The organism is Gemmata palustris (assembly GCF_017939745.1).
GTDB lineage: Bacteria > Planctomycetota > Planctomycetia > Gemmatales > Gemmataceae > Gemmata > Gemmata palustris.
In genome coordinates, this window is the sequence record NZ_JAGKQQ010000001.1 from 3,729,884 (window position 1) to 3,749,565 (window position 19,682).

Below are 19,682 nucleotides of genomic sequence, written 5' to 3' on the forward strand. Positions count from 1 at the left end.
TTGTGGCCATCATTGTTTTTCTGTCGGTCTCAGAACAGTTTACTCCACTTCAGTTCCGTTAGCTGGGGGCGCGGGTTGAGCGCCTGGTCGATGACCAGATCGGCCATGTGCTTCACGACCCACTCGAAGTACTCGGGGGTGAGCGAGTTCACGTCCATGTCGGGCGCCGGGTTCATGAAGTCGATCGCGTAGGGGACGCCGTCCTTGATGGCCCACTCCGCGGTGTTCATGTCGTACCCGAGCGCGTCCACGAGCTTCAGCGAGTCGTCGATCACCCGGTTGCGGAGCGCCGGGGTGAGGTAGTTCGCGTCCGGGATGTACCGGCGGTTGTTGGTGTCGTAGGGCATCGGGAGCACGAGGTTCCGGCCCAGGCACATGCACCGGACGTACTGGTCCCACTGGATGAACTCCTGGGCGATCATCGTGAGCAGCCCGGAGCTGTCGTAGTAGCGGATCAGTTCCTCGACGCTATGGCACACGTACACCCCGCGCCAGCCCCCGCCGTGCGCGTCCTTGAGGATGCACGGGAGCCCGACGTAGTCCACGATCCCCTGCCAGTTGATGGGGTACTCGAGGTTCCGCAGGCTCTCGGTCTTCACGATCCCGGGGACGTAGTCCTTGTTCGGCAGCGCCATCGTCTTGGGGTGCGCGAGCCCGAGCTTGGCGCACAGCGACGCGCCGAAGAACTTGTCGTCGGCCGTCCACATGAACGGGTTGTTGATGACGGTCGCGCCCTCGAGCACGGCGTGCTTCAGGTAGCTCCGGTAGTACGGCACCTCGTGCGAGATGCGGTCCACGATCACGCTGTACGGCACCCGCTCGTCCATCTTGGTGCCGCCGAGCTTGGCGAACTCCGCGACGACGCCCGCGTTCCGCCCGTTCACCTCGTCGATGAACCGCGGCGGGAACGACCACTCGCGACCCACGATGACGCCGACACGTTTCATGGATGCCTTCTTGTAGGGTGGGTCAAGGCTCTGCGCAGGCCCACCTTTGCGACACGAAGACGGTGGGCCTGCGCAGAGCCTTGACCCACCCTACAAAAACCTACAAAACACGCGCCACCCGGACCGCACCCGGGCGCTCAGTCGTGCCCACCGATGTAGCGGTTCACCATGTCGTGCCACACGGGCCAGTCGTGGGCCATGCCGTCCCACTCGCGCAGCGCGTTCCCGATCCCCCTGGCCCACAGTTTACTCGACAGCTCGCGGTTCTGGTTCAACAGCCGGTCCTCGCGCCCCACCGCGAGGATCAGGTTCTGTTCGCGGAGCCGGTCCAGGCGCCAAGCATCGTGCTCGTTGGGAATGAAGTCCACCGGATTTTGCAGGTACACGGTTTCGTTGTGGTACCCGCTCGTGAACATCTTGATGTCGGTCAGCCCGCTCATGCTCAGGATGCGGTTCACGCGGTCCGGGAACCGGAGGCCCATCGAGAGCGCGTGGAACGCCCCGAAGCTCGCCCCGGCGAAGATCGTGAACGGGTGGTCGTTGCGCCCGCGCGCCCAGGGGAGCGCCTCGTTCATGACGTAGTTCGTGTACTGCTCGTGGCGCCACGCCCGGGCGCCGGGGTGCTCGTGGTAGGCGTACCAGCTCTCGGCGTCCACGGCGTCCACGCAGACGAGGTGCAGCCAGCCGTTTTCGAGCGCGCGCCCGAGCGCGCGGACCAGCCCGCGGTTCTCCCACTCGAAAAAGTGCCCGCGCGACGTGGGGAACGCGATCACCCGCGCCCCGCCGTGCCCGAACTCAAGCAGTTCCATGTCGCGGTGGAGTGACGGACTCCACCAGCGGTGATACGCCCGGTGCATGACGGCCCGAATCGCGGTGTGAAGAGAGGTAGTTTAGAGCGAGTATGCGAACCCGTGCGCCGTTCGGCAACGGCGGGAGAGCTGAAACGCACGGGCCGAACGACCACCGCGTGTTACAGCCCGTTCACCGCGGCTTTTTCTTCTTGCGCTTCACCGAAGCGAACAGGTCCGCGAGCCCGAGCGTGAACCCCGGCAGCACCTTCCCGCCATCAAGAATACCGGCCTCGTCCAGTTCCTTAAACTTCTTCACAGATGTGTAGGCCCGCGCCGTTTTCGCCCGCGGGTCGATGGTCCACGCGAGCTTGCACCCGACCGCGAAAAATTCCGCAAGTTTCCGGTCGATCTCGGCTGTCGTGTTTCCGGGGCTAAGCACCTCGACGATCAACCCCGGCGCGACCGTCCAGAACGCTTCGTCCGCGGGGATCTCATCGTTCGGGAACTCGCCCCACGGAATAAACGTCACATCGGGCGCGCGGACCTGATCGGGACCGAGCCGGATGAAGCCGGCTTCACCGAGCGTGACGCCCAAATCGTTGGCTTCGACGTGGTTCGCGATTGGCCGGGAAAGCTCCACTCCGAGGAACGATTCAAACGTCCCCATCGGCTTATCTACGAGGACGCCGTCGATCAGTTCGCAGATCGGCTTGCCCGCGCGCTCCAGATCGCTCTCGGTCGCACAGCTCGGTGGCGGCTGCATGCGGATGCGGTTCAACGGGATGCCACCGAGCCGCGCGTGCAGTTCTGCGAAGGAATACGGTGCCTCGGTCGCCGTCGCCATCCGCTGGCCCTCGAAACGAAAGAAATGGGGGGCTTGACGCCCCCGCTCGCCGGCCCCGATTGTATCACACCGCGGCGAACTTATCGCGGAGCTTGTCGAGGTACTTCTTGCTCTGCGCGGTCACGTCCCAGGCGTGCGGCCAGAAGCACAGGTCCACGCACCACCAGTCGTGCGGCACCTCGGCCTTCAGCAGCGCCGGCGCGAGCTTGTCGAAGTCGAGTTTGCCGGTGCCGAACGGGTTGTGCGTCGAGGTGTTGTGCTCGTTCAGGCTGCCGTCGCTGTCGATCACGTGAACGTGGGTGATCTTGCCCTTCAGTTTCTCGAGCAGCTCCAGTTCGCCGCCCGGGAGCGTTTCCTTCGTACCGGTCTGGTTCGCAGCAACCACAGCGCACATGTGAGCGTGGCAGGTGTCGTACAGCACGCCGAAGTTGTTGTTCCCCTTCGCGCGCACCAGATCCACCAAGCGCACGATCTCGGACGGCTTGTTGAACGCGAACCCCGGCTCGAATTCCCAGCAAATGTTCATGCCGTAATCCGCGGCCATTTTGCTCGCCTTGTCCCAGACGGACGCGATGCGCTCCAGGCCCTTTTCCGCGCCGAGGTCTTTTCCGTCCTTTTCAAAGTAATCCGGCGCAATCACTGTATCGACCCGGATCGTCTTAACATCGAGGTCCGCGGCGAACGCGCACCACCCGAGGAACGCGGTTAGGTACGCGGCCGGGTTCTCGTCAACAATAGAGGTACCCGGGTTCTTGAACGCCCACAGGTCCACCGCGATCCCGGAGAGCGCTAACCCGTGGTCGGCGATCTCTTTACGGAGCTTCTGCCGGCTGGCCTTTGTCGGGTGCGATACGGGGCTAGGGTGCGGGCCGAAGCTGCCCAGTTCCACGCCGTCGTAACCGAGGTCTTGGAGCTTGTGCAGGATCACGTGGAAGTCGTTCGTCGGCTGTTCCTGGTTAAATAAATACGCCCACGTGCCGATCGAGATGCGAGCCTTCGCCATGACGGAACCTCTGGTTACATTGGGAGAAGCGTAACGGTTACCCGGTGTAAGTGATTATAGCGGCCGTCCCTCAAACCATCCGACCTCGACTCGCCTTGTTGCACCCACTATGTTCCTCTTTCCCTCTGCGTGGGACTCTGTTCTATGCTGGTGCGTTCGACAGACAATCGCGATGAGATAGGGGACGCCGGAAGTTCGGTTCTAGCCCGGACTTTCAGCGCTGGCAAGAAGTAACCGGGGACCGCACGCCGATTTCACGCCCAAGCGCCCGACGGCAACAATCCGGACGAAGAAATGCCAATTTTCGGCCGCCGAGCGCAAGTTAATCCGACCGGACGCGAACTAATGGGAAACTACCGTGTCTGTCTGGTTGGAGTCGGTAGGAAAGGAAACGAGGATCATGACTATCATCGGTAGCAAATGCACCGCGACGCTCGCCCCGCAACGGTCCGCCAAGCGGGTCGTTCTGGCCGGTCGGTTCGCGCTCGGCGCGAAGGTGGCCGACCACTTCCGCAAACTCGGCTGGGAAGTTCACACGGTTACCGCCGATCACGACGTTCACGCCGCCGCCGCGGAGACCGATCCGCACGCGATCCTGATCCCGGAAACGGGCAGTGAGAGCGGGTACCTCGCGTGCGTGAAACTGCGGCAAACGCTCCCCGACCTCAAGGTCGTGGTGGTCGGCGCGGAGCGCACCGCGGGCCGCGAGAAGTTCGCCGAGTTCGTCGGTGCGAAGTTCGTGACCGAGGCCGACGGCGTGGGTCGGTTCGTCACCGCGATGTCGTAAGTTGATTTCGGACAAGTGATCGGCCGGCGTGGGTCGGCTGATGAGAACTCGCTGCGCTGGGGCGCGTGGTTCTTATCAGCCGACCCGCGCCGGCCGATTGTGTTGAAACACCTGAATTACGCTTCCACTTCAAAAATGCACTCGATCTCGACCGCGATGTTCCCCGGTAGCGAGTTGTGGCCGACCGCGCTCCGCGCGCCGACGCCGTCTTCGCCGAACACGTCCTTCATCAGTTCCGAGAACCCGTTGATGACCTTCGGCTGATCGAGGTAGTCGTCGGTGCAGTTCACCATGCCGTAGGTCTTCAGCAGCTTCTTCACCTTGTCGAGCGAGCCGAGTTGCTCCTTGATGGTCGCGAGAATGGCGAGCCCCGTCTGGCGCGCGGCTTCCTTCCCCTGTTCGGTGTTCAGGTCCTTGCCGACGCGCCCGGTAATCAGCGTCTTGTCGGCCTTGAGCGGGCCGTGCCCGGACACGAACAGCAAGTTACCGAACTTGACCGCGGTCTTGTACACCGCGACCGGCTTCGGGGCCGGCGGAAGGGTGAGGTGCAGTTCCTGAACGCGCTTCTCTGGGGTGCTCGACACGGGTGGACTCCTGGTAAGATTGGCGCCTCTGGTACGTGCATAGTGATAATCCGCCCGTGCGCACGAGGCAAGGAATCGCGCGAGAAAGGGAGCATCCACAATGTCCGAAGCCGACGAGCGCAGCGCCTTTTATCAGGCGATCATGGACAACTGGAACGACGACACCCCACGCTTGGTCTTTGCCGACTGGCTCGACGAGCGCGGTGACGAGCTGAGCCGCCTCCGCGCAGAACTAATTCGCCTGCAATGCGAACTCGCACGGTACCAACGCGAGAAGGAAACTCCACCGGACGGAATGAACGAGCGCGATCGGAAACTCCAGCAGGTGATACGCGATTACTTCGCCCAGCGTGGCTTCACACTCGAAGACAACCACGGCGAGGCTGATTTTGAGCGCGGCTTTGTCGAGAGTTGGGGGTACGTGTTCGATGCGAAATTGCTCAACGCAGGAGACGAAGAAGGCTGGGCCTTACTCGGCCCGGTAGTTATCGACGGCGTATCACTTGGTCGTGATCAGAACGAGCGAACTCCTTCTTCAGAGTGCGTTCAACTTGTTTCCTCCCCCGGCGTCAATTACTGGGTGTCTTACCGCAATGGCGATGAAAAAACGATTGGCGAAGCGAACTGTATCGCGCTTTTCAAAAAAGGTCGGTTCGTCAACCTCCGGCGGATCACCATCACCGAGCAAGCGCGAGGGCAAGGTTGGGACGGGGAGGAACTCGTTACTATTGGTAACGGAGGTCTGAAAGCAATTGCGGAGAATCCGGCCCTTGCGAAGTTAACCCACCTCAAACTCTGGTGGGCCGGGTTCAGCGACGACGGGCTCAAGGCTCTCGCAGAAGCAAATCATCTGCGCAGTATTCGCAAGTTGAGTCTCGCCGACGAATTTACGGACACGGGAGTCGTCGCTCTCGCCGCGTCTCCCGTTCTCGAAACCGTTGAGCGCCTGCACCTCAACGGCCACCTCACGGGGCGGAGCTTGCAACACCTGATGGCGTCCCCGCGCCTGAAGTCGCTTCACACACTCGACCTGTCAGTGTGGACGTCGGGCACTCACGAACACGACCACCTCGACCGATTAGACTGGAGCCTCGTGTTCGACGACCTTGGTGTCGAGGCGTTCGTTAACTCGCCGCTATTGCCACAACTCAAGGTTCTCAAACTCAGCGACTGCGGCATTTCACCGGAAGGTGCCCAGAAACTGGCCCAAGCCGCTCCGCGGATGACGTCTCTGAAACGGCTTTCCAGTATTGGCTTGTATTGCGAGTTACTCGAACAGGCGTGCCGCAAGTGCCGCGGGCACAACGTGAGAATCGAGCGGGAGTACTTCGATCAGAAAGACTGATAGGCCCGTTCTCACGCCTCTGAAATCAGTACCAGCGTGCTGAACGCGGCCACCGTGTACACGCTCCCTTCCGGCACCGCGGGGCCGTTCTCGGTCGGGACGATGTCGTCCGGGCTCGGCAGCGCGGTGTCGATCAGTCGGCGCCAGCGCCGCCGAGTCGGGGCCGGCGGGATGCGGAATTTCAGCGGCTCGCTCCAGGCGTTCAGCGCGACGAAGAAATCGTTGTCGATGTGGTAATCGGGGTCGTGCTCGCGCCCGGTGAACCGGCCGTCCAGCGCGAACGCGAGCGCGCGCGACGTGAACCCCCAGTCCGGCTGGTACGGCTCCGTCCCGTGCCAGTGGATGTCGGCCAGCGTCGGCAGAACGCCCGGCACGGGTTCGCGCCCGGCCCGGGCGAACTCGCCGAACGTGTGCGCGTCCGCGCCCGGCGGCAGGCCCGCGTCGCCCGGGCGCACCGGCCCGGCGGACGGGAACACGTCGCCCCCGTGCCCCACTTTCGCGGAATCGCTCGCCGCGGCCGGTGGAGGCGTGATCGCGGGGAACGCGAGCTGTTCGCGGGCCGGGTCGCGCATGAACTCGCCGACGAAGAACCGCCGGCGCCGCAGCGCCGGGTGCCGCTTCCGCAAGTGGATCAGCTCGCGCACGAAGCGCAGGAACCCCTTGTTCGTTTCCGCGAGCTTCCAGTCCACCCAGGAAATCTCGTTGTCCTGGCACCAGGCGTTGTTGTTCCCCTGCTGCGTGCGCAGGAACTCGTCGCCGGCCAGTAACATGGGTACGCCCTGACTAATCATCAGGGTCGCCATCATGTTCTTCGCCTGCCGCTCGCGGAGCGCGCGGACGGCCGGGTCGGGCGTTTCGCCCTCGGCGCCGCAGTTCCACGAGTAGTTGTTGTTCTCCCCGTCGCGGCCCTGTTCGCCGTTCGCGTCGTTGTGCTTCTCGTTGTAGCTCACGAGGTCGTTGAGCGTGAACCCGTCGTGCGCGGTGACGAAGTTCACCGAGTGGCGCGGGAGCCGGCCGCTCCACTGGTACAGGTCGGCGCTCCCGCAGATGCGGTCCGCGAGCGCGGGCGTCATGCCGTGGTCGCCCTTCCAGAACCGGCGCACGTCGTCGCGGTACTTCCCGTTCCACTCGCTCCACCGGCGCCCGAACGGGAACCGGCCCACCTGGTACAGCCCGCCCGCGTCCCACGGCTCGGCGATGAGCTTGGTGTCCGCCAGTACCCCGTCCTCGGTGATGCTCTCGATCACCGGGGGCTCGACCATCACGTTCCCCTTCCGGTCGCGCCCGAGAATGGACGCGAGGTCGAACCGGAACCCGTCCACGTGCATGTCGCCGACCCAGTACCGCAGGCACGTCATGATGAGGTCGCGGACGATCGGGTGGTTGCAGTTCACCGTGTTCCCGCAGCCCGAATAGTTCAGGTAGTTCCCCTGCTCGTCCATCAAGTAATAGAGTTCGTTGTCGAGCCCGCGGAAGTTGAAGGTGCGCCCGGCGTCGTTGCCCTCGCCGGTGTGGTTGAACACCACGTCCAGAATCACCTCGATGCCCGCCGCGTGCATGGCTTTCACCATGTCGCGGAACTCGTGCGTCTGGCCGTACTGTTTGGCGCTGGCCGCGAACGCGGCCTTCGGCGCCGCGAACGCAACCGGGTTGTACCCCCAGAAGTTGGTCATCTTCTCGCCCGTTTCCGGGTTGAAGAACGGGCAGTCGCACTCGTCCCACTCGAACACCGGCATCAGCTCGACCGCCGTGACGCCGAGCCACTTCAGGTACGGGATCTTCTCGACCAGCCCGCGGAACGTGCCCCGGTCCGCGACCCCGCTCGACGGGTCGCACGTGAACCCGCGCACGTGGACCTCGTAAATGAGCGAGTCCTCGTACTCGGTGAGCGGCGGGGTGTCGTCCTCCCAGTTGTAGCGCGTGCCGCGGCGGTACAGGCTCCGGCGGCTCGTGCGCTGCGGGTCGGTTTCGCACGTGCCGGCCCAGTCCGCGCCGTCCGAGAGCATCACCGCGGACGGGTCGAGCAGGAGGCGCGACGGGTCGAACCGCGTGCGCGGGCCGTGCGGGCCGTCCACGCGCCAGCCGTAGCAGAACGCTTCCGGCAAGTCGTGAACGCGGATGTGCCAGTGGTCCCCGGTGCGGTTCTTGCGGGCGTCCAGCGGGAACTCCGCGAGCGGGGTGCTCCCCCCTCCGGCCGGGAGAATGACGAGCGTGACGCGCTGCCCGTGCCGGCAGAGGAGCGCGAAGTTCGCCCCGTCGGGCGTGAGCGACGGACCGAGCGGCAGCGGGCGACCCCGACTGGTACGGAAGGGCGTCATTTTGCGGACCCAGCAAACGGGAGGTGCAACGCGATTACCGTTACGAGTCCCGGGGTTCCCGGCAACCTCGTTTCGGCACGGGAGCGCGGCCCGGCCCGAATTCCCAAAATTCGGCGCGACGCGGAAGAGCGCGGCCGGCGGCTTCGCGCCGAACCTCGCAAAAGTTACGACAAACGCGCCAAAACGAGCCCCGATCACGCGCGCTGTGCCCCGGGAAAAAGCAGACGCTCGGCCGATTGCCACGGAGTTACCCGGCCTAACTTGACCCGCCCCCGTTCGTGACCCAGATTTCAGTGCTATCCTTCGACCCGTAGCCCCCTGCACGGGCGAAATCCACAAGGATGGTCAGGTGTCGACAACAATCTATCCCCCGCCCATAACTCAGCTCCCCCCGCGTCACCGTGCCGCGCGGGAAGAGGTGCTCGCGGCCGTTCTCGACCCGACGCGGCTGCCCGCCGCCCCCGCGGTCGCGCTCCAGGTCGTGACCGCGGCGTCGCGCCCCGACTGCGAACCGTCCGAAATCGTTACCCTGCTCGCGCTCGATTCGGCCCTGTGCGGAAAACTCCTCCGGGCCGTGAACTCGTGCATTTACGGACTGAAGCAGCCGATCGCGTCGGTCGCGCGGGCGGTCCACGTGATCGGGCTGAACACCGTCCGCTCGCTGGCCCTCGGGCTCTCGATCCCCGCCGTGAAGTTCGGGCGCGGGGCGGAATCGGCGATGCGCGACTACTGGATGACCTCCGTGGGCGGGGCCATCATCGCGCGCGAACTGGCCGTGCTCGTCCGCCGCGCCAACCCCGACGACGACCTCGTGGCCGGGCTGCTCCGCGACCTGGGCGAGTTGCTCCTGCGCCAGATGTACCCCGACACCTGGGCCAAGCACGTCGAGTATTACGGGGACCGGCTCGTCGAGGACCCGTGCGGCCTGGAGATCGAGTCGTTCGGGATCGACCACGCCGACATCACGGCCGAGATCCTTCAACAGTGGAAGCTGCCGCCCGACATCGTGGAGCCGATCCGGTACCACCACCAGCCCGCGCTGGCCGCGACTGGCGGTAAGGTCCACCAGAACCGCGCCGAGCTGCTCCAGTTCGCGAACTACCTCGTTCAGTTGGACACCGTCGCCCAGAACCCGGAGCTCCTCGACCGCGTGCTGAACACGGCGAAGGACCGGTTCCACTTGCCGCGCCCGGCCCTGATCGCGTTCCTCCAGAACGTCGCGCCGAAGATCGAGGCGTTCGCGACCGTGCTCAACCAGGACATCGGGCAGTGCCCGAACTACGCCGCGGCGCTCGCCGCGGGCGCCGCCGAGCTCGTGAACCTGACGGTCGAGAACAGCCGCAACCGGCTGGGCGGGTCGGCCGCATCAGCCACGACCATGCGCCCGAACGAGTCGACGCGGCTCAAACCGAAGCCCGTCCCGCCCCCGCGCACCCCGGTGCCGGCTTCGGGCGGCACCACCGGCCCCGTCGAGTTCCGCCCCGAGTTCGTCAAGAACTTGCCCGAGGGCGGGTGCAAGCTCGGGGACTACGAGTTGCAGAGCATCCTCGGGCGCGGCGCGATGGGGATCGTGTTCAAGGCGTTCGAGCCGAGCCTGCACCGGTTCGTCGCGATCAAGATGCTCGCGCCCGAAGTGTCCTCCGCCCCGGTCGCGCGCCAGCGCTTCGCGCGCGAGGCCCGGGTCGCGGCCTCGATCCAGCACGAGAACGTGGTGGGGATTCACGCCGTGCGCGAGGCGGCCGGGGTGCCGTACCTCGCGATGGAGTACGTCGGCGGGAGCTGCCTCGAGACGCGGGTCGAGCAGCACGGGTCGATGCCGGTCCTGCTCGCACTGAGCGCCGCGCGCCAGATCGCCGCCGGGCTCGCCGCCGCGCACGCCAAGCAGATCATCCACCGGGACATCAAGCCCGCGAACATTCTGATCGAGCACGAGAGCGGGCGCGCCAAGATCACCGACTTCGGTCTGGCCCGCGTGATCGACGACGCGAAGGTGACCGCCGACGGCACCCTGATCGGCACGCCGTTCTTCATGGCCCCCGAGACCATCCAGGGGCGCGGCGCGGACGCGCGGTCCGACCTGTTCGGGCTCGGCGGCGTGATGTACCACATGGTCACCGGGCGCGTCCCGTTTCCGGGCCAGACCGTGGCGGCCGTGTTCAACGCGGTCTGCACCAAGGACCCGGACCCGCCGTGCCGGTTGCGCCCCACGGTCCCGGACTGGCTCGAGGACATGATCCTGCGCCTGCTCCAGAAGGACCCCGCCGCGCGCTACCCGGACGCGGCCTCCGTCGCAGCGATCCTAGGTGAGTGCTGCTGACGCCTGAACGAATCTCATGAATTCTCGAACGGGTCCGTTGCCGCGACGGACCCGTTCTTCATACGAATACAACGCACGCTTCGTCTTTTCGCCTTTTGATCCGCGACGCCGACCCAACAGCACGACGTAGTTCGGGTGAGCGATGCCGTCTGATCAGACCCCACCGCCCAGAAAAAGCCGCGCGCCACACGTTCCGCAACCGGGTGCGTCCCGGCGCGCGCTCCTCGTCGCCGACGACGACGACGCGGTGCGCGAGTTCGTCCGCATCGTGCTGGAGCAGGCCGGGTTCGCCGTCACCACCGCGACCAACGGGCGCGACGCGGGCGACCTGTTCGTCGCCACCCCGGACGCCTTCGCCCTCGTGCTCACCGACGTCGTGATGCCGTTCGCGACCGGCGTGGAACTGGCCGCGCGGGTGCGTGCCCTGCGCCCGAGGCTGCCGGTCCTCTTCATGTCCGCGTTCCCCGGCGGCCCCGAACTCGCGCCCGAACCGCTCCCGCCCGACGAACCCCTTCTCGAAAAGCCGTTCCCAATGGCCCGCTTGCTCGAAACGGTCCGCGCCGCGATCCGCGCCCACGATCCCAACTGATACCCAACTCGACTCGAATCTCCGGGCACTGGCACGGCGAACCGAACCGCAGTTCCGCCATCGGGAGCGGGGCGCCCGCGTAAGATGTACCGTCACCCGAAGCGGTTCGAGCCCGACCGCGTTCACGAGAGCCCCTCAATGGCATCTTTCGAAGACGACGGCCCGGACCCGTTGGGGCCGGCGCGCCCGCTCCTGACGGCGGCGAGCGAACTCGCGACCCGCGCCGCGGGCGCCGGCGACCACGCCGGGAGTTACGCCCTGCTCGCCTGCGCCGTGCGCCTCGCACGCCGGGTGCGCGGGTTGAGCGAAATCGCGGACTTCCGCCTCGAACGCGCGCTCGATGAGGCCGAGAACGAGAGCGCGCCGAACGCACAAAACGAAGCGCTCCGGGACGCGATCGAGTCCCTGTTCGGCGACGCCGAAGCGCCCGACGGGGCGCTCCCGGCCGAACCGCTCGCTGCGGCCCAGGCGCTCATCGGCCGGGCCATTTCCATCGGCGCCCCCGCGTACAACACCGAGGACCACCAGGGGTGCTTCGACGTGTACTCCTGCACCGCGCGGGCGGTTCTGGCCACCGTCGACCAGCTCCCGGAACCGGCGGCCGCGCAGCTCCGCGACGCGCTCGCGAAGTGCCTCGAGCTGAGCGACCCGGACGCGCAAGCGTGGGCCATGCGGCACGCCTTCGACGCGATCGGCGAAATGGGAGACGGGGGTGGCGACATCGCCCCGCGCCAGGTACTCGCGCTGCTCTCGATGGCCATCTCCATCGGGGCGCCGGCCTTCAACGCGGGCGACCACCGCGGGTGCTACGAGGTCTACTCCTGCACCGCCCGATTGCTGGTGAACAGCCCCGCCGCGCCGGACACTGTCAAAGACACCCTGCGCCGCGCCCTCACGGACGCGAGCACAGTGTTAAACGTCACGCGCCAAGCGTGGATCATGCGCGAGGCCTTCGACGGATTACTCGGCGCCGAGGCCGAAGAGCGCGGCACGTGATCCGTTCCGCCACCCGTTGTGCTTCGCGTGTTGTGTTGAACCCTTGCGAACGGCGCGGCGTAAGCCCGCCGGTAGTGGCTAAAACCACCGGCGGGCTTACGCCGCGCCGTTCGCTCGCCACGATTTCAACACCGCATGTCTCAAGGCGAGCCTTTAGCGCGGGCGATTTCTCCCGCGCGCCGCGTATAATCTCTCCCATCCTCTCTTTCATCTCTTTAAAGGAGCGATCCCATGCGCCTGACACGCTGGGCCATGACAGCGACGATCGCGGCACTCGCCGCGACACTGGTTTCGACCACCCGAGCCGAGGAGCCGAAGAAGTTGAAGTACCCCGATACCAAGAAGGGCGAGGTCGTAGACGAGTACCACGGCACGAAGGTCGCCGACCCGTACCGGTGGCTCGAGGACGACGTGCGCAAGTCGAAGGACGTGGCCGCGTGGGTCGAAGCCGAGAACAAGGTGACCACCGCGTTCCTCGAATCGATCCCCGAGCGCGAGGCGATCAAGAAGCGCATCACCGACCTCTGGAACTACGAGAAGATCTCCGCCCCGTCCCGGCACAGCGGCCGGTACTTCTTCTTCAAGAACGACGGGCTCCAGAACCAGAACGTGCTGTACGTCCAGGACACGCTCGACGGCGACGCGAAGATGCTCATGGACCCGAACACCTGGACCAAAGACGGTACCGTCGCCCTCGCCGGACTGGAAGTGAGCGACGACGCAAAGCTCATCGCTTACGGCACCGCCGAAGCCGGCTCGGACTGGAACGTGTGGAAGGTGCTCGACGTGGCGACCGGCAAGCCCCGCGCCGACGAACTGAAGTGGGTGAAGTTCAGTAGCGCGTCGTGGACGAAGGACAACGCGGGCTTCTACTACAGTCGGTTCCCGGAACCGAAGACCGGCGCCGCGTTCCAGGACCTGAACGTGGACATGAAGCTTTACTACCACAAGCTCGGCGCGCCGCAGAGTGAAGACAAGCTCGTCTACGAGCGCACGGACAACCCGAAGTGGACCATCGGCGGCGGCGTGACCGAGGACGGCAAGTTCCTCATCATCTCCATCGGCGACGGCACCACCAGCAACAAGGTCCGCCTCGCGTACCGGGATCTCACCGCCCCCGACAGCAAGGTCGTCGAGCTCGTTGACAACCACGACAACAAGTTCAGCTTCCTGGGCAACGACGCGGGCGTGTTCTACTTCAAGACCGACTACAACGCGCCGAAGAACCAGATCATCGCGATCGACACCAAGAACCCCGACAAGAAGAACTGGAAGACGATCATCGCGGAGGCGAAGGAAGTCCTCGACAGCGTGGACCTGGTGGGTAACCGCTTCATTTGCAGCTATCTGAAGGACGCGAAGACGGCGGTGAAGGTCCACGAAGTGGACGGCAAGTTCGTCCGCGACGTGGAGTTGCCCGGCATCGGCACCGCGACCGGCTTCAACGGCAAGCGCGAGGACACGGAAACGTTCTACACGTTCTCCAGCTTCGCCACGCCCACGAGCATTTATCGCTACGACCCCGCGACCGGCGAGAGCAAGCTGATCCGCCAGGCGAAGGTGAAGTTCGATCCCTCGTTGTACGAAGTGAAGCAGATCTTCTACGCGAGCAAGGACGGCACCAAGGTGCCGATGTTCATTGCCCACAAGAAGGGCATCAAACTGGACGGCACGAACCCCACCCTGCTCTACGGCTACGGCGGGTTCAACATCTCGCTGACGCCGGGGTTCTCGGTGTCGCGGTTGCAGTGGATGGAGATGGGCGGCGTCTTCGCCGTTGCCAACCTCCGCGGCGGCGGTGAGTACGGCGACGAGTGGCACCGCGCCGGGACGAAGCTCCAGAAGCAGAACGTGTTCGACGACTTCATCGCGGCCGGCGAGTATCTGGTGAAAGAGAAGTACACCTCGCCGAAGAAGCTCGCGATCCAGGGCGGCAGCAACGGCGGGCTGCTCGTGGGCGCGTGCCTGACGCAACGGCCCGACCTGTACGGCGCAGCGCTGCCGGCCGTGGGCGTGATGGACATGCTGCGGTTCCAGAAGTTCACCGCGGGCCGGTTCTGGGTGGACGACTACGGTTCGAGCGACAGCAGCAGCGAGTTCAACGAACTGTACAAGTTCAGCCCGTACCACGTGCTCCTGAAGAACGGCGCGAAGGCGTACCCGCCGACGATGGTGACGACGGCCGACACCGACGACCGCGTGGTGCCGGGACACAGCTTCAAGTTCGCAGCGGCGCTGCAAGCGAACCACACCGGCCCGAACCCGGTGCTGATCCGCATCGAGACGAAGGCCGGGCACGGCGCCGGGAAGCCGACCGCGAAGGTGATCGAGGAAGTCGCCGACCAGTGGGCGTTCCTCGTGAAGACGCTCGACTTCAAGCCGGAAATCGGGAAGTGATGTGAGTGCGAGTCAGAACGCGGCCGGGGTGACACCCGGCCGCGTTCGTTTGGTGTGCTCGTGTTGGAGGTGATGCAATGAGCGAAGCGAACTGGCTCAAGGAACACCCCCACGCGCAAGAGTTGGTTTGGCAACTCGGGGGTACCTCGGTCACCCGAACGAAAATCGGGCGACGGAAGCTCCGGCTTTTCGCCTGCGGTTGTTGCCGGCTCATCTGGCCGCAACTCGATGACTCGCGCCTGCGGGACACCGTGGAGGTCGCGGAACGATTCGCGGACGGACAAGCGACCGCGACCGAATTGAGTGCCGCAGGGTCGGTCGCGCAGGCCACGATTCCGAGGAACGCTCACGACTTTTCGGACGATGACCCGAACGCCCAAATCCATGCCGCCGTCGCAATGGTCGTATCCACCACGCTCGTGAAGCCCTATTCGGCCGCTTTCGGTGTGACGGCATACCCGATGGCCTTTGCCGGTCACCGCGGCGGTCAAAAGGAAGCCGATACGCTTATCTGCGCCCTCCTCCGCGACATCTTCGGCAACCCGTTTCGCCCTGTGAAAGTCAACAAGCGCTGGCACACAGGCACCGCGGTTTCACTCGCGCGCGGAATGTACGAATCGCGTGACTTTAGCGCGATGCCAATCCTCGCGGACGCGCTCCAGGACGCCGGGTGCGACAACGACGACATCCTGACCCACTGCCGCGACCCGAAGCAGGTTCACGTCCGCGGGTGCTGGGCTGTTGACCTCGTACTCGACAAGAAATGACGGTACGCTGCATTTGGAGGTGAAGTATGTCCACAGTCGCAACACCCGCTGCGCCGCGACGCCTGAAGCCGCACCGGTGGACCGTTCCCGAATTCCACCGCCTCTGCAGACTGGGGCTGTTTACGGGCCGGCGCCCGATCCTTCTGGACGGGGTGATTCTGGAGCAGGGTCCAATGGACGCACCACACGCGAACGGTGTCGAGCGCACGGACACCGCGGTTCGCCTCGCGTTCGGCACCGGGTGGCGGTTCCGCATCCAACTCCCGCTCGTGCTCAATCTGCACACCGACCCGGTTCCCGACGTCGCTATCATCGCGGGTGTACTCACCGGTAACCTGGATCACCCGACCACGGCCGCTCTCGTGATCGAAGTATCGGATACGACGTTCGACACAGATACCACCGAGAAAGCCGAACTCTACGCTACCGCCGGGATCAGGGACTACTGGGTGTTGGATGTGGCGAACCGACAACTCCACGTCTTCCGTGCCCCGCAACCTCTTCCCACCAAGTTGAGCGCAACAGTGTACCGCGCGCACACCGTCCTCGGCCCGAACGACACCATTTCTCCCCTGGCCGCGCCGAACGCGACGATTCGCGTCGCCGATCTGCTACCGTAGTACGTTGTCGCGATACCGAGCAATTTCACGTTTTTGGCTGTTGGGGCCGTCACTCTCGCACGTCGTCACAGCGCCCGGCGCGAATACCGGGCGGGCACGAGCGTCTATTTGTTCGCCGCTGGTCGGCGCTCTTGTTCCCGCGCCGACCAGCGGCGAGAATGACCCTCCGTCCCGCCACACGCCGCCAGGACCACCCTCATGGCCGAGAGCACGCCCGACACCAGCGCCATTGCCGCCCGCGCGGTCGAACTCATTGCCCCGGACACGGTCGTCGGGCTCGGGACCGGGCGCGCGGCGACCGCGTTCATTCACGCACTCGGTGCGAAGGTGCGAGCCGGTTTACAAATTCGCGGGCTGCCGACGTCCGAAGTGTCCGCGGTGCTGGCGCAGAAACTCGGCATCCCCCTCGTGACCTTCGACGACATCGACCGCATTGATGTGACCGTGGACGGCGCGGACGAAATCGACCCGAACGGCGACCTCATCAAAGGGTACGGCGGCGCGCTCGTGCGCGAGAAAATCGTCGCGGCGTACTCGCGCAAGTTCGTCGTGCTCGCGGGGGCCGAAAAGGTCGTGTCGGTGTTGGGCGAGCGCGGGACGCTGCCGGTGGAAGTGGTGTCGTTCGCACTGACGCCGTGCCGCAAGCACCTCGAAGAGATGGGCTACCCCTCGCGACCGCGCATGAAAGACGGGCAGATCGTCGTGACCGACAACGGGAACTACATCCTCGATTGCAAAACGACCGCGATCATCGACCCGGCGGAAACGGAAACGAAGATGCTCGCGATTCCCGGCGTCGTCGGCACCGGGCTGTTCGTGAACATGGCCCACACCATCATGGTCCAAGCAGCAGACGGCAGCGTGGAAGTGCGCTGCGGCAGCGCGACGTGAGTGTGGAAGTAAAGAAGAAAGAGCCGCGGATCACGCAGATAACACAGATCAGACAGAAGATTGATTTAAAATCGGCTTTCTGTCTGATCCGCGTTTATCCGCGTGATCCGCGGCTCTTTTCTTCATTCGTCTTCTTTATCACCCGGCCCGGAACACCGCGACCGCGCCCGTCCCGCACCCGGCGGCCAGCGACTTATCGTCCGCGGACCACGCCAGGGCGGACGATTCCCCGCCCGGGAACTGGAACTCACCCACCTGCGTGCCTTTGCGATTGGTCGGCTGCCACAGCAGCACCTTCCCGTCGAGCGCCGCCGACGCGAGCAGGAACCCGCGGTTCTGGTACGCGAGCGCGGTCAGGTTCGCGTCCTCGTCGTGACCGACGAGCATCGTCGGCTTGGAGCCCTCGGGTCCGTTGGTACCCGCCTGACAGTCCCAGATGCACACCACCGGGCCGCCGCCGGTCGCGAGGTAGCGCGAGGTGTAGTCCCACGCGAGTTCCCGCACCTTCGTCTTGTAGCCCCACATCTGGAGGTCGCGCGAGGCGTCGTAGTACCAGAAGTGAACGGTCGAGTCCTGGTTCCCGTGCGCGAGGATCTTCCCGTCCGGGCTCCACGCCATCGCCAGCGGCGAGCCCTTCCAGGCGAGCACCCGCACCGGCTCCGCGCTCGCGCCGGGGTCGTAGGTGGTGGCCGAACCGTAGGCGAGCAGCGTGAGGTGGTTCGTCCCCGGGCGCCACTTCAGGTCCATCACCGTGCCGGCCTGCGCCGGGAGCTCGCGGACCAACTCGCCGCCCGCGGTCCACACCCGCGTCTTCTTGCCGGCCGCGGCCGCGAGCAACTGCCCCGACGGGTGCCACGCGACCTTCTCGGCCCACGACGCCCCGGCGTCGAGCGTCTGGGCCGGTTCCCCGGTCGTGCCGTCCCACACGCGCACCTTGCTGTCCTGCCCCACCGACGCGAGCAGGTTGCCGGTGGGCTGCCACGCGAGCGCGGCCGTGCCGAACCCGTGCCCCTTCAATTCGTGGAGCGGCTTACCCGTGTTGGCGTCGAAAATGGTGACCGGGCCGCTCACCGTCGCGACCGCGAGCCGCGCGGCGTCCGGCGCCCACGCGAGGGCGATCACGTGGTCCGGCACCGCGGCCTGCCACACCGGGCGCAGCCGGTTCTCCGCCTTGCCGAAAATGCTGATGCGAGCCATATCGCCCCGAGATTTCAGAATGAAGATTCGCGCCGGACGGTGGGGAACAAAAGGGGCGCGACTTCGCTCCCGACCGTCCGGCGCAAATCCGAAATCAACATCCGATCACGCCAGGCAACTCTTGAAGCCTTCCGTGAGGGCTTCGCGGTCGAGGTTGCGGCCGATGAAGATCAGTTTATTGGAGCGCGGGGCCTTGCCCCACGGTTTGTCGAGCTTGCCGTCGAACAGCATGTGAACGCCCTGGAACACGAACCGGTTCGGCTCGTTCTTGATGCTCAGCACGCCCTTCATGCGGAAGATGTCCGGCCCCTTCGCCTGGAGCAGCTCGCTCATCCACCGGTTCAGCTTCTTCGCGTCCAACTCGCCCGCGACCGTGATCCCCACGCTCGACACCGACGAGTCGTGAACGTGGTCCGGCACTTCCTCTTCGTGCACCTTCAGGGAGTGCGTCTTACCGTGGTCGTGGTCGTGTTCGTGCTCGCAGTGCCCGTGATCGTGATCGCACTTCGCGTGATCCTTTTCGTGCGCGTGTTCGTGTTCACAGTGCCCGTGATCGTGGTCGCAGTTCTCGTGGCCCTTGGCGTCGTGCGCGTGCTCGTGGTGCTCGTGCTTGTGACCACCGTTCTTGAGGAATTCGGGTTCGTGTTCGAGGATGCGGTCGAGGTCGAAGCCCCTCACGTTCAGCACGCGGTCGAGGTTCACCTCCGCGTTCTTCGTGTGGTGGATCTTCGCGGTCGCGTTCATCTTGCGGATCAGCTTTTCGAGCTTCTCCAGTTCGTGGGGCGTCACGAGGTCGATCTTGTTGAGCAGGATCACGTCCGCGAACGCGATCTGCTCCTGCACCTCGTGCGAGTCCCAGTGCAAGAGGACGTGCTTGGCGTCCACGAGCGTGACGATGCCATCAATCATGGTCTTCGCCTGCACCTCGTCGTCCATGAAGAACGTTTGGGCGACCGGACCGGGGTCGGCCATGCCGGTCGTCTCGATGAGGATGTAGTCGAACTTGTCCCGGCGCTTCATCAGGTTGCCGAGGATGCGAATGAGGTCGCCGCGCACGGTGCAGCAGATGCACCCGTTGTTCATCTCGAAGATTTCTTCTTCCGAGTTGATGACCAGATCCTGATCGACGCCCACCTCGCCGAACTCGTTCTCGATGACGGCGATCCGCTTGCCGTGGTTGGCCGTGAGGATGTGATTCAGAAGCGTGGTCTTGCCGGCGCCGAGAAAGCCGGTGAGTACGGTGACGGGCACGCGGTCGGTCGCGGTCGCGGGCATGAGGGTGCTCCTGT

The 19,682-nt window shown here is 65.1% G+C and carries 17 protein-coding genes; 9 read left to right on the forward strand and 8 right to left on the reverse strand.

All coding sequences use genetic code 11. From position 1 onward, the window contains the following. Window positions 1-29: 29 nt before the first annotated feature. The 4 genes from J8F10_RS15320 to J8F10_RS15335 all read right to left on the reverse strand — a co-directional run bounded on the left by J8F10_RS15320 (window position 30) and on the right by J8F10_RS15335 (window position 3,585). The gene (locus tag J8F10_RS15320; protein ID WP_246523362.1) at window positions 30-947 is read right to left on the reverse strand and encodes an ATP-grasp domain-containing protein; all 918 of its coding nucleotides are present in this window, start codon (window positions 945-947) and stop codon (window positions 30-32) included. Window positions 948-1,084: 137 nt separating this feature from the next. After that, window positions 1,085-1,804 carry an esterase family protein gene (locus J8F10_RS15325; RefSeq protein WP_210654954.1) on the reverse strand — a complete coding sequence of 240 codons (720 nt, stop codon included), beginning with the start codon at window positions 1,802-1,804 and terminating at the stop codon, window positions 1,085-1,087. Between the two features lie 124 nt (window positions 1,805-1,928). Next, entirely contained in the window at window positions 1,929-2,582 is a 654-nt protein-coding gene (locus J8F10_RS15330; RefSeq protein ID WP_210654957.1) for a Uma2 family endonuclease, read from the reverse strand. Between the two features lie 64 nt (window positions 2,583-2,646). Continuing rightward, window positions 2,647-3,585, reverse strand: a complete 939-nt coding sequence (locus J8F10_RS15335) for a sugar phosphate isomerase/epimerase family protein (RefSeq protein ID WP_210654959.1) — start codon at window positions 3,583-3,585, stop codon at window positions 2,647-2,649. A 400-nt stretch (window positions 3,586-3,985) separates the two neighbouring features. Between J8F10_RS15335 and J8F10_RS15340 the strand changes: the two genes are divergently transcribed. Then, window positions 3,986-4,372: a hypothetical protein gene (locus tag J8F10_RS15340; RefSeq protein WP_210654961.1), complete on the forward strand. Its 387-nt coding sequence runs from the start codon at window positions 3,986-3,988 to the stop codon at window positions 4,370-4,372. 116 nt (window positions 4,373-4,488) lie between these two features. Here J8F10_RS15340 and J8F10_RS15345 read toward each other — a convergent pair whose 3' ends face one another. Continuing rightward, complete coding sequence (locus tag J8F10_RS15345) at window positions 4,489-4,956, reverse strand: RidA family protein (RefSeq protein WP_210654963.1); 468 nt, start codon at window positions 4,954-4,956, stop codon at window positions 4,489-4,491. Window positions 4,957-5,056: 100 nt separating this feature from the next. On the opposite strand from J8F10_RS15345, the gene J8F10_RS15350 reads away from it, so the two are divergent. Next, window positions 5,057-6,301, forward strand: a complete 1,245-nt coding sequence (locus J8F10_RS15350; protein WP_210654965.1) for a TIGR02996 domain-containing protein — start codon at window positions 5,057-5,059, stop codon at window positions 6,299-6,301. A gap of 11 nt (window positions 6,302-6,312) precedes the next feature. On the opposite strand, the gene glgX is transcribed toward J8F10_RS15350, so the two are convergent. Beyond that, entirely contained in the window at window positions 6,313-8,619 is a 2,307-nt protein-coding gene (gene glgX, locus J8F10_RS15355; RefSeq protein ID WP_210654968.1) for a glycogen debranching protein GlgX, read from the reverse strand. A 349-nt stretch (window positions 8,620-8,968) separates the two neighbouring features. Between glgX and J8F10_RS15360 the strand changes: the two genes are divergently transcribed. The 7 genes from J8F10_RS15360 to rpiA all read left to right on the forward strand — a co-directional run bounded on the left by J8F10_RS15360 (window position 8,969) and on the right by rpiA (window position 17,196). Next, window positions 8,969-10,936 (forward strand): protein kinase domain-containing protein, encoded by a 1,968-nt coding sequence (locus J8F10_RS15360; protein WP_210654970.1) that lies wholly within the window; start codon window positions 8,969-8,971, stop codon window positions 10,934-10,936. A 142-nt stretch (window positions 10,937-11,078) separates the two neighbouring features. Further along, the gene (locus J8F10_RS15365; protein ID WP_210654972.1) at window positions 11,079-11,525 is read left to right on the forward strand and encodes a response regulator; all 447 of its coding nucleotides are present in this window, start codon (window positions 11,079-11,081) and stop codon (window positions 11,523-11,525) included. A 138-nt stretch (window positions 11,526-11,663) separates the two neighbouring features. Further along, window positions 11,664-12,521: a hypothetical protein gene (locus J8F10_RS15370; protein WP_210654973.1), complete on the forward strand. Its 858-nt coding sequence runs from the start codon at window positions 11,664-11,666 to the stop codon at window positions 12,519-12,521. Window positions 12,522-12,752: 231 nt separating this feature from the next. Beyond that, window positions 12,753-14,918, forward strand: coding sequence for a prolyl oligopeptidase family serine peptidase (locus J8F10_RS15375; protein WP_210654974.1), 2,166 nt, complete (start codon window positions 12,753-12,755; stop codon window positions 14,916-14,918). 77 nt (window positions 14,919-14,995) lie between these two features. After that, on the forward strand, window positions 14,996-15,685 hold the full coding sequence (locus J8F10_RS38930) for a hypothetical protein (protein WP_246523364.1): 690 nt from the start codon (window positions 14,996-14,998) through the stop codon (window positions 15,683-15,685). 26 nt (window positions 15,686-15,711) lie between these two features. After that, entirely contained in the window at window positions 15,712-16,305 is a 594-nt protein-coding gene (locus tag J8F10_RS15385; protein ID WP_210654976.1) for a Uma2 family endonuclease, read from the forward strand. Window positions 16,306-16,503: 198 nt separating this feature from the next. Further along, entirely contained in the window at window positions 16,504-17,196 is a 693-nt protein-coding gene (rpiA, locus tag J8F10_RS15390; RefSeq protein ID WP_210654978.1) for a ribose-5-phosphate isomerase RpiA, read from the forward strand. Window positions 17,197-17,334: 138 nt separating this feature from the next. On the opposite strand, the gene J8F10_RS15395 is transcribed toward rpiA, so the two are convergent. Then, a complete protein-coding gene (locus tag J8F10_RS15395) occupies window positions 17,335-18,393 on the reverse strand; it encodes a WD40 repeat domain-containing protein (RefSeq protein ID WP_210654981.1) in 1,059 nt (352 codons plus the stop codon). Between the two features lie 105 nt (window positions 18,394-18,498). After that, entirely contained in the window at window positions 18,499-19,668 is a 1,170-nt protein-coding gene (locus tag J8F10_RS15400) for a CobW family GTP-binding protein (protein ID WP_210654983.1), read from the reverse strand. Between the last annotated feature and the right edge of the window lie 14 nt (window positions 19,669-19,682).

Bases quoted from the DNA above. Each gene is read 5' to 3' on its own strand.
- J8F10_RS15320 (WP_246523362.1), bottom strand. From the start codon at position 947: ATGAAACGTGTCGGCGTCATCGTGGGTCGCGAGTGGTCGTTCCCGCCG.
- J8F10_RS15325 (WP_210654954.1), bottom strand. From the start codon at position 1,804: ATGCACCGGGCGTATCACCGCTGGTGGAGTCCGTCACTCCACCGCGAC.
- J8F10_RS15330 (WP_210654957.1), bottom strand. From the start codon at position 2,582: ATGGCGACGGCGACCGAGGCACCGTATTCCTTCGCAGAACTGCACGCG.
- J8F10_RS15335 (WP_210654959.1), bottom strand. From the start codon at position 3,585: ATGGCGAAGGCTCGCATCTCGATCGGCACGTGGGCGTATTTATTTAAC.
- J8F10_RS15340 (WP_210654961.1), top strand. From the start codon at position 3,986: ATGACTATCATCGGTAGCAAATGCACCGCGACGCTCGCCCCGCAACGG.
- J8F10_RS15350 (WP_210654965.1), top strand. From the start codon at position 5,057: ATGTCCGAAGCCGACGAGCGCAGCGCCTTTTATCAGGCGATCATGGAC.
- glgX (WP_210654968.1), bottom strand. From the start codon at position 8,619: ATGACGCCCTTCCGTACCAGTCGGGGTCGCCCGCTGCCGCTCGGTCCG.
- J8F10_RS15365 (WP_210654972.1), top strand. From the start codon at position 11,079: ATGCCGTCTGATCAGACCCCACCGCCCAGAAAAAGCCGCGCGCCACAC.
- J8F10_RS15370 (WP_210654973.1), top strand. From the start codon at position 11,664: ATGGCATCTTTCGAAGACGACGGCCCGGACCCGTTGGGGCCGGCGCGC.
- J8F10_RS15375 (WP_210654974.1), top strand. From the start codon at position 12,753: ATGCGCCTGACACGCTGGGCCATGACAGCGACGATCGCGGCACTCGCC.
- J8F10_RS38930 (WP_246523364.1), top strand. From the start codon at position 14,996: ATGAGCGAAGCGAACTGGCTCAAGGAACACCCCCACGCGCAAGAGTTG.
- J8F10_RS15385 (WP_210654976.1), top strand. From the start codon at position 15,712: ATGTCCACAGTCGCAACACCCGCTGCGCCGCGACGCCTGAAGCCGCAC.
- rpiA (WP_210654978.1), top strand. From the start codon at position 16,504: ATGGCCGAGAGCACGCCCGACACCAGCGCCATTGCCGCCCGCGCGGTC.
- J8F10_RS15395 (WP_210654981.1), bottom strand. From the start codon at position 18,393: ATGGCTCGCATCAGCATTTTCGGCAAGGCGGAGAACCGGCTGCGCCCG.
- J8F10_RS15400 (WP_210654983.1), bottom strand. From the start codon at position 19,668: ATGCCCGCGACCGCGACCGACCGCGTGCCCGTCACCGTACTCACCGGC.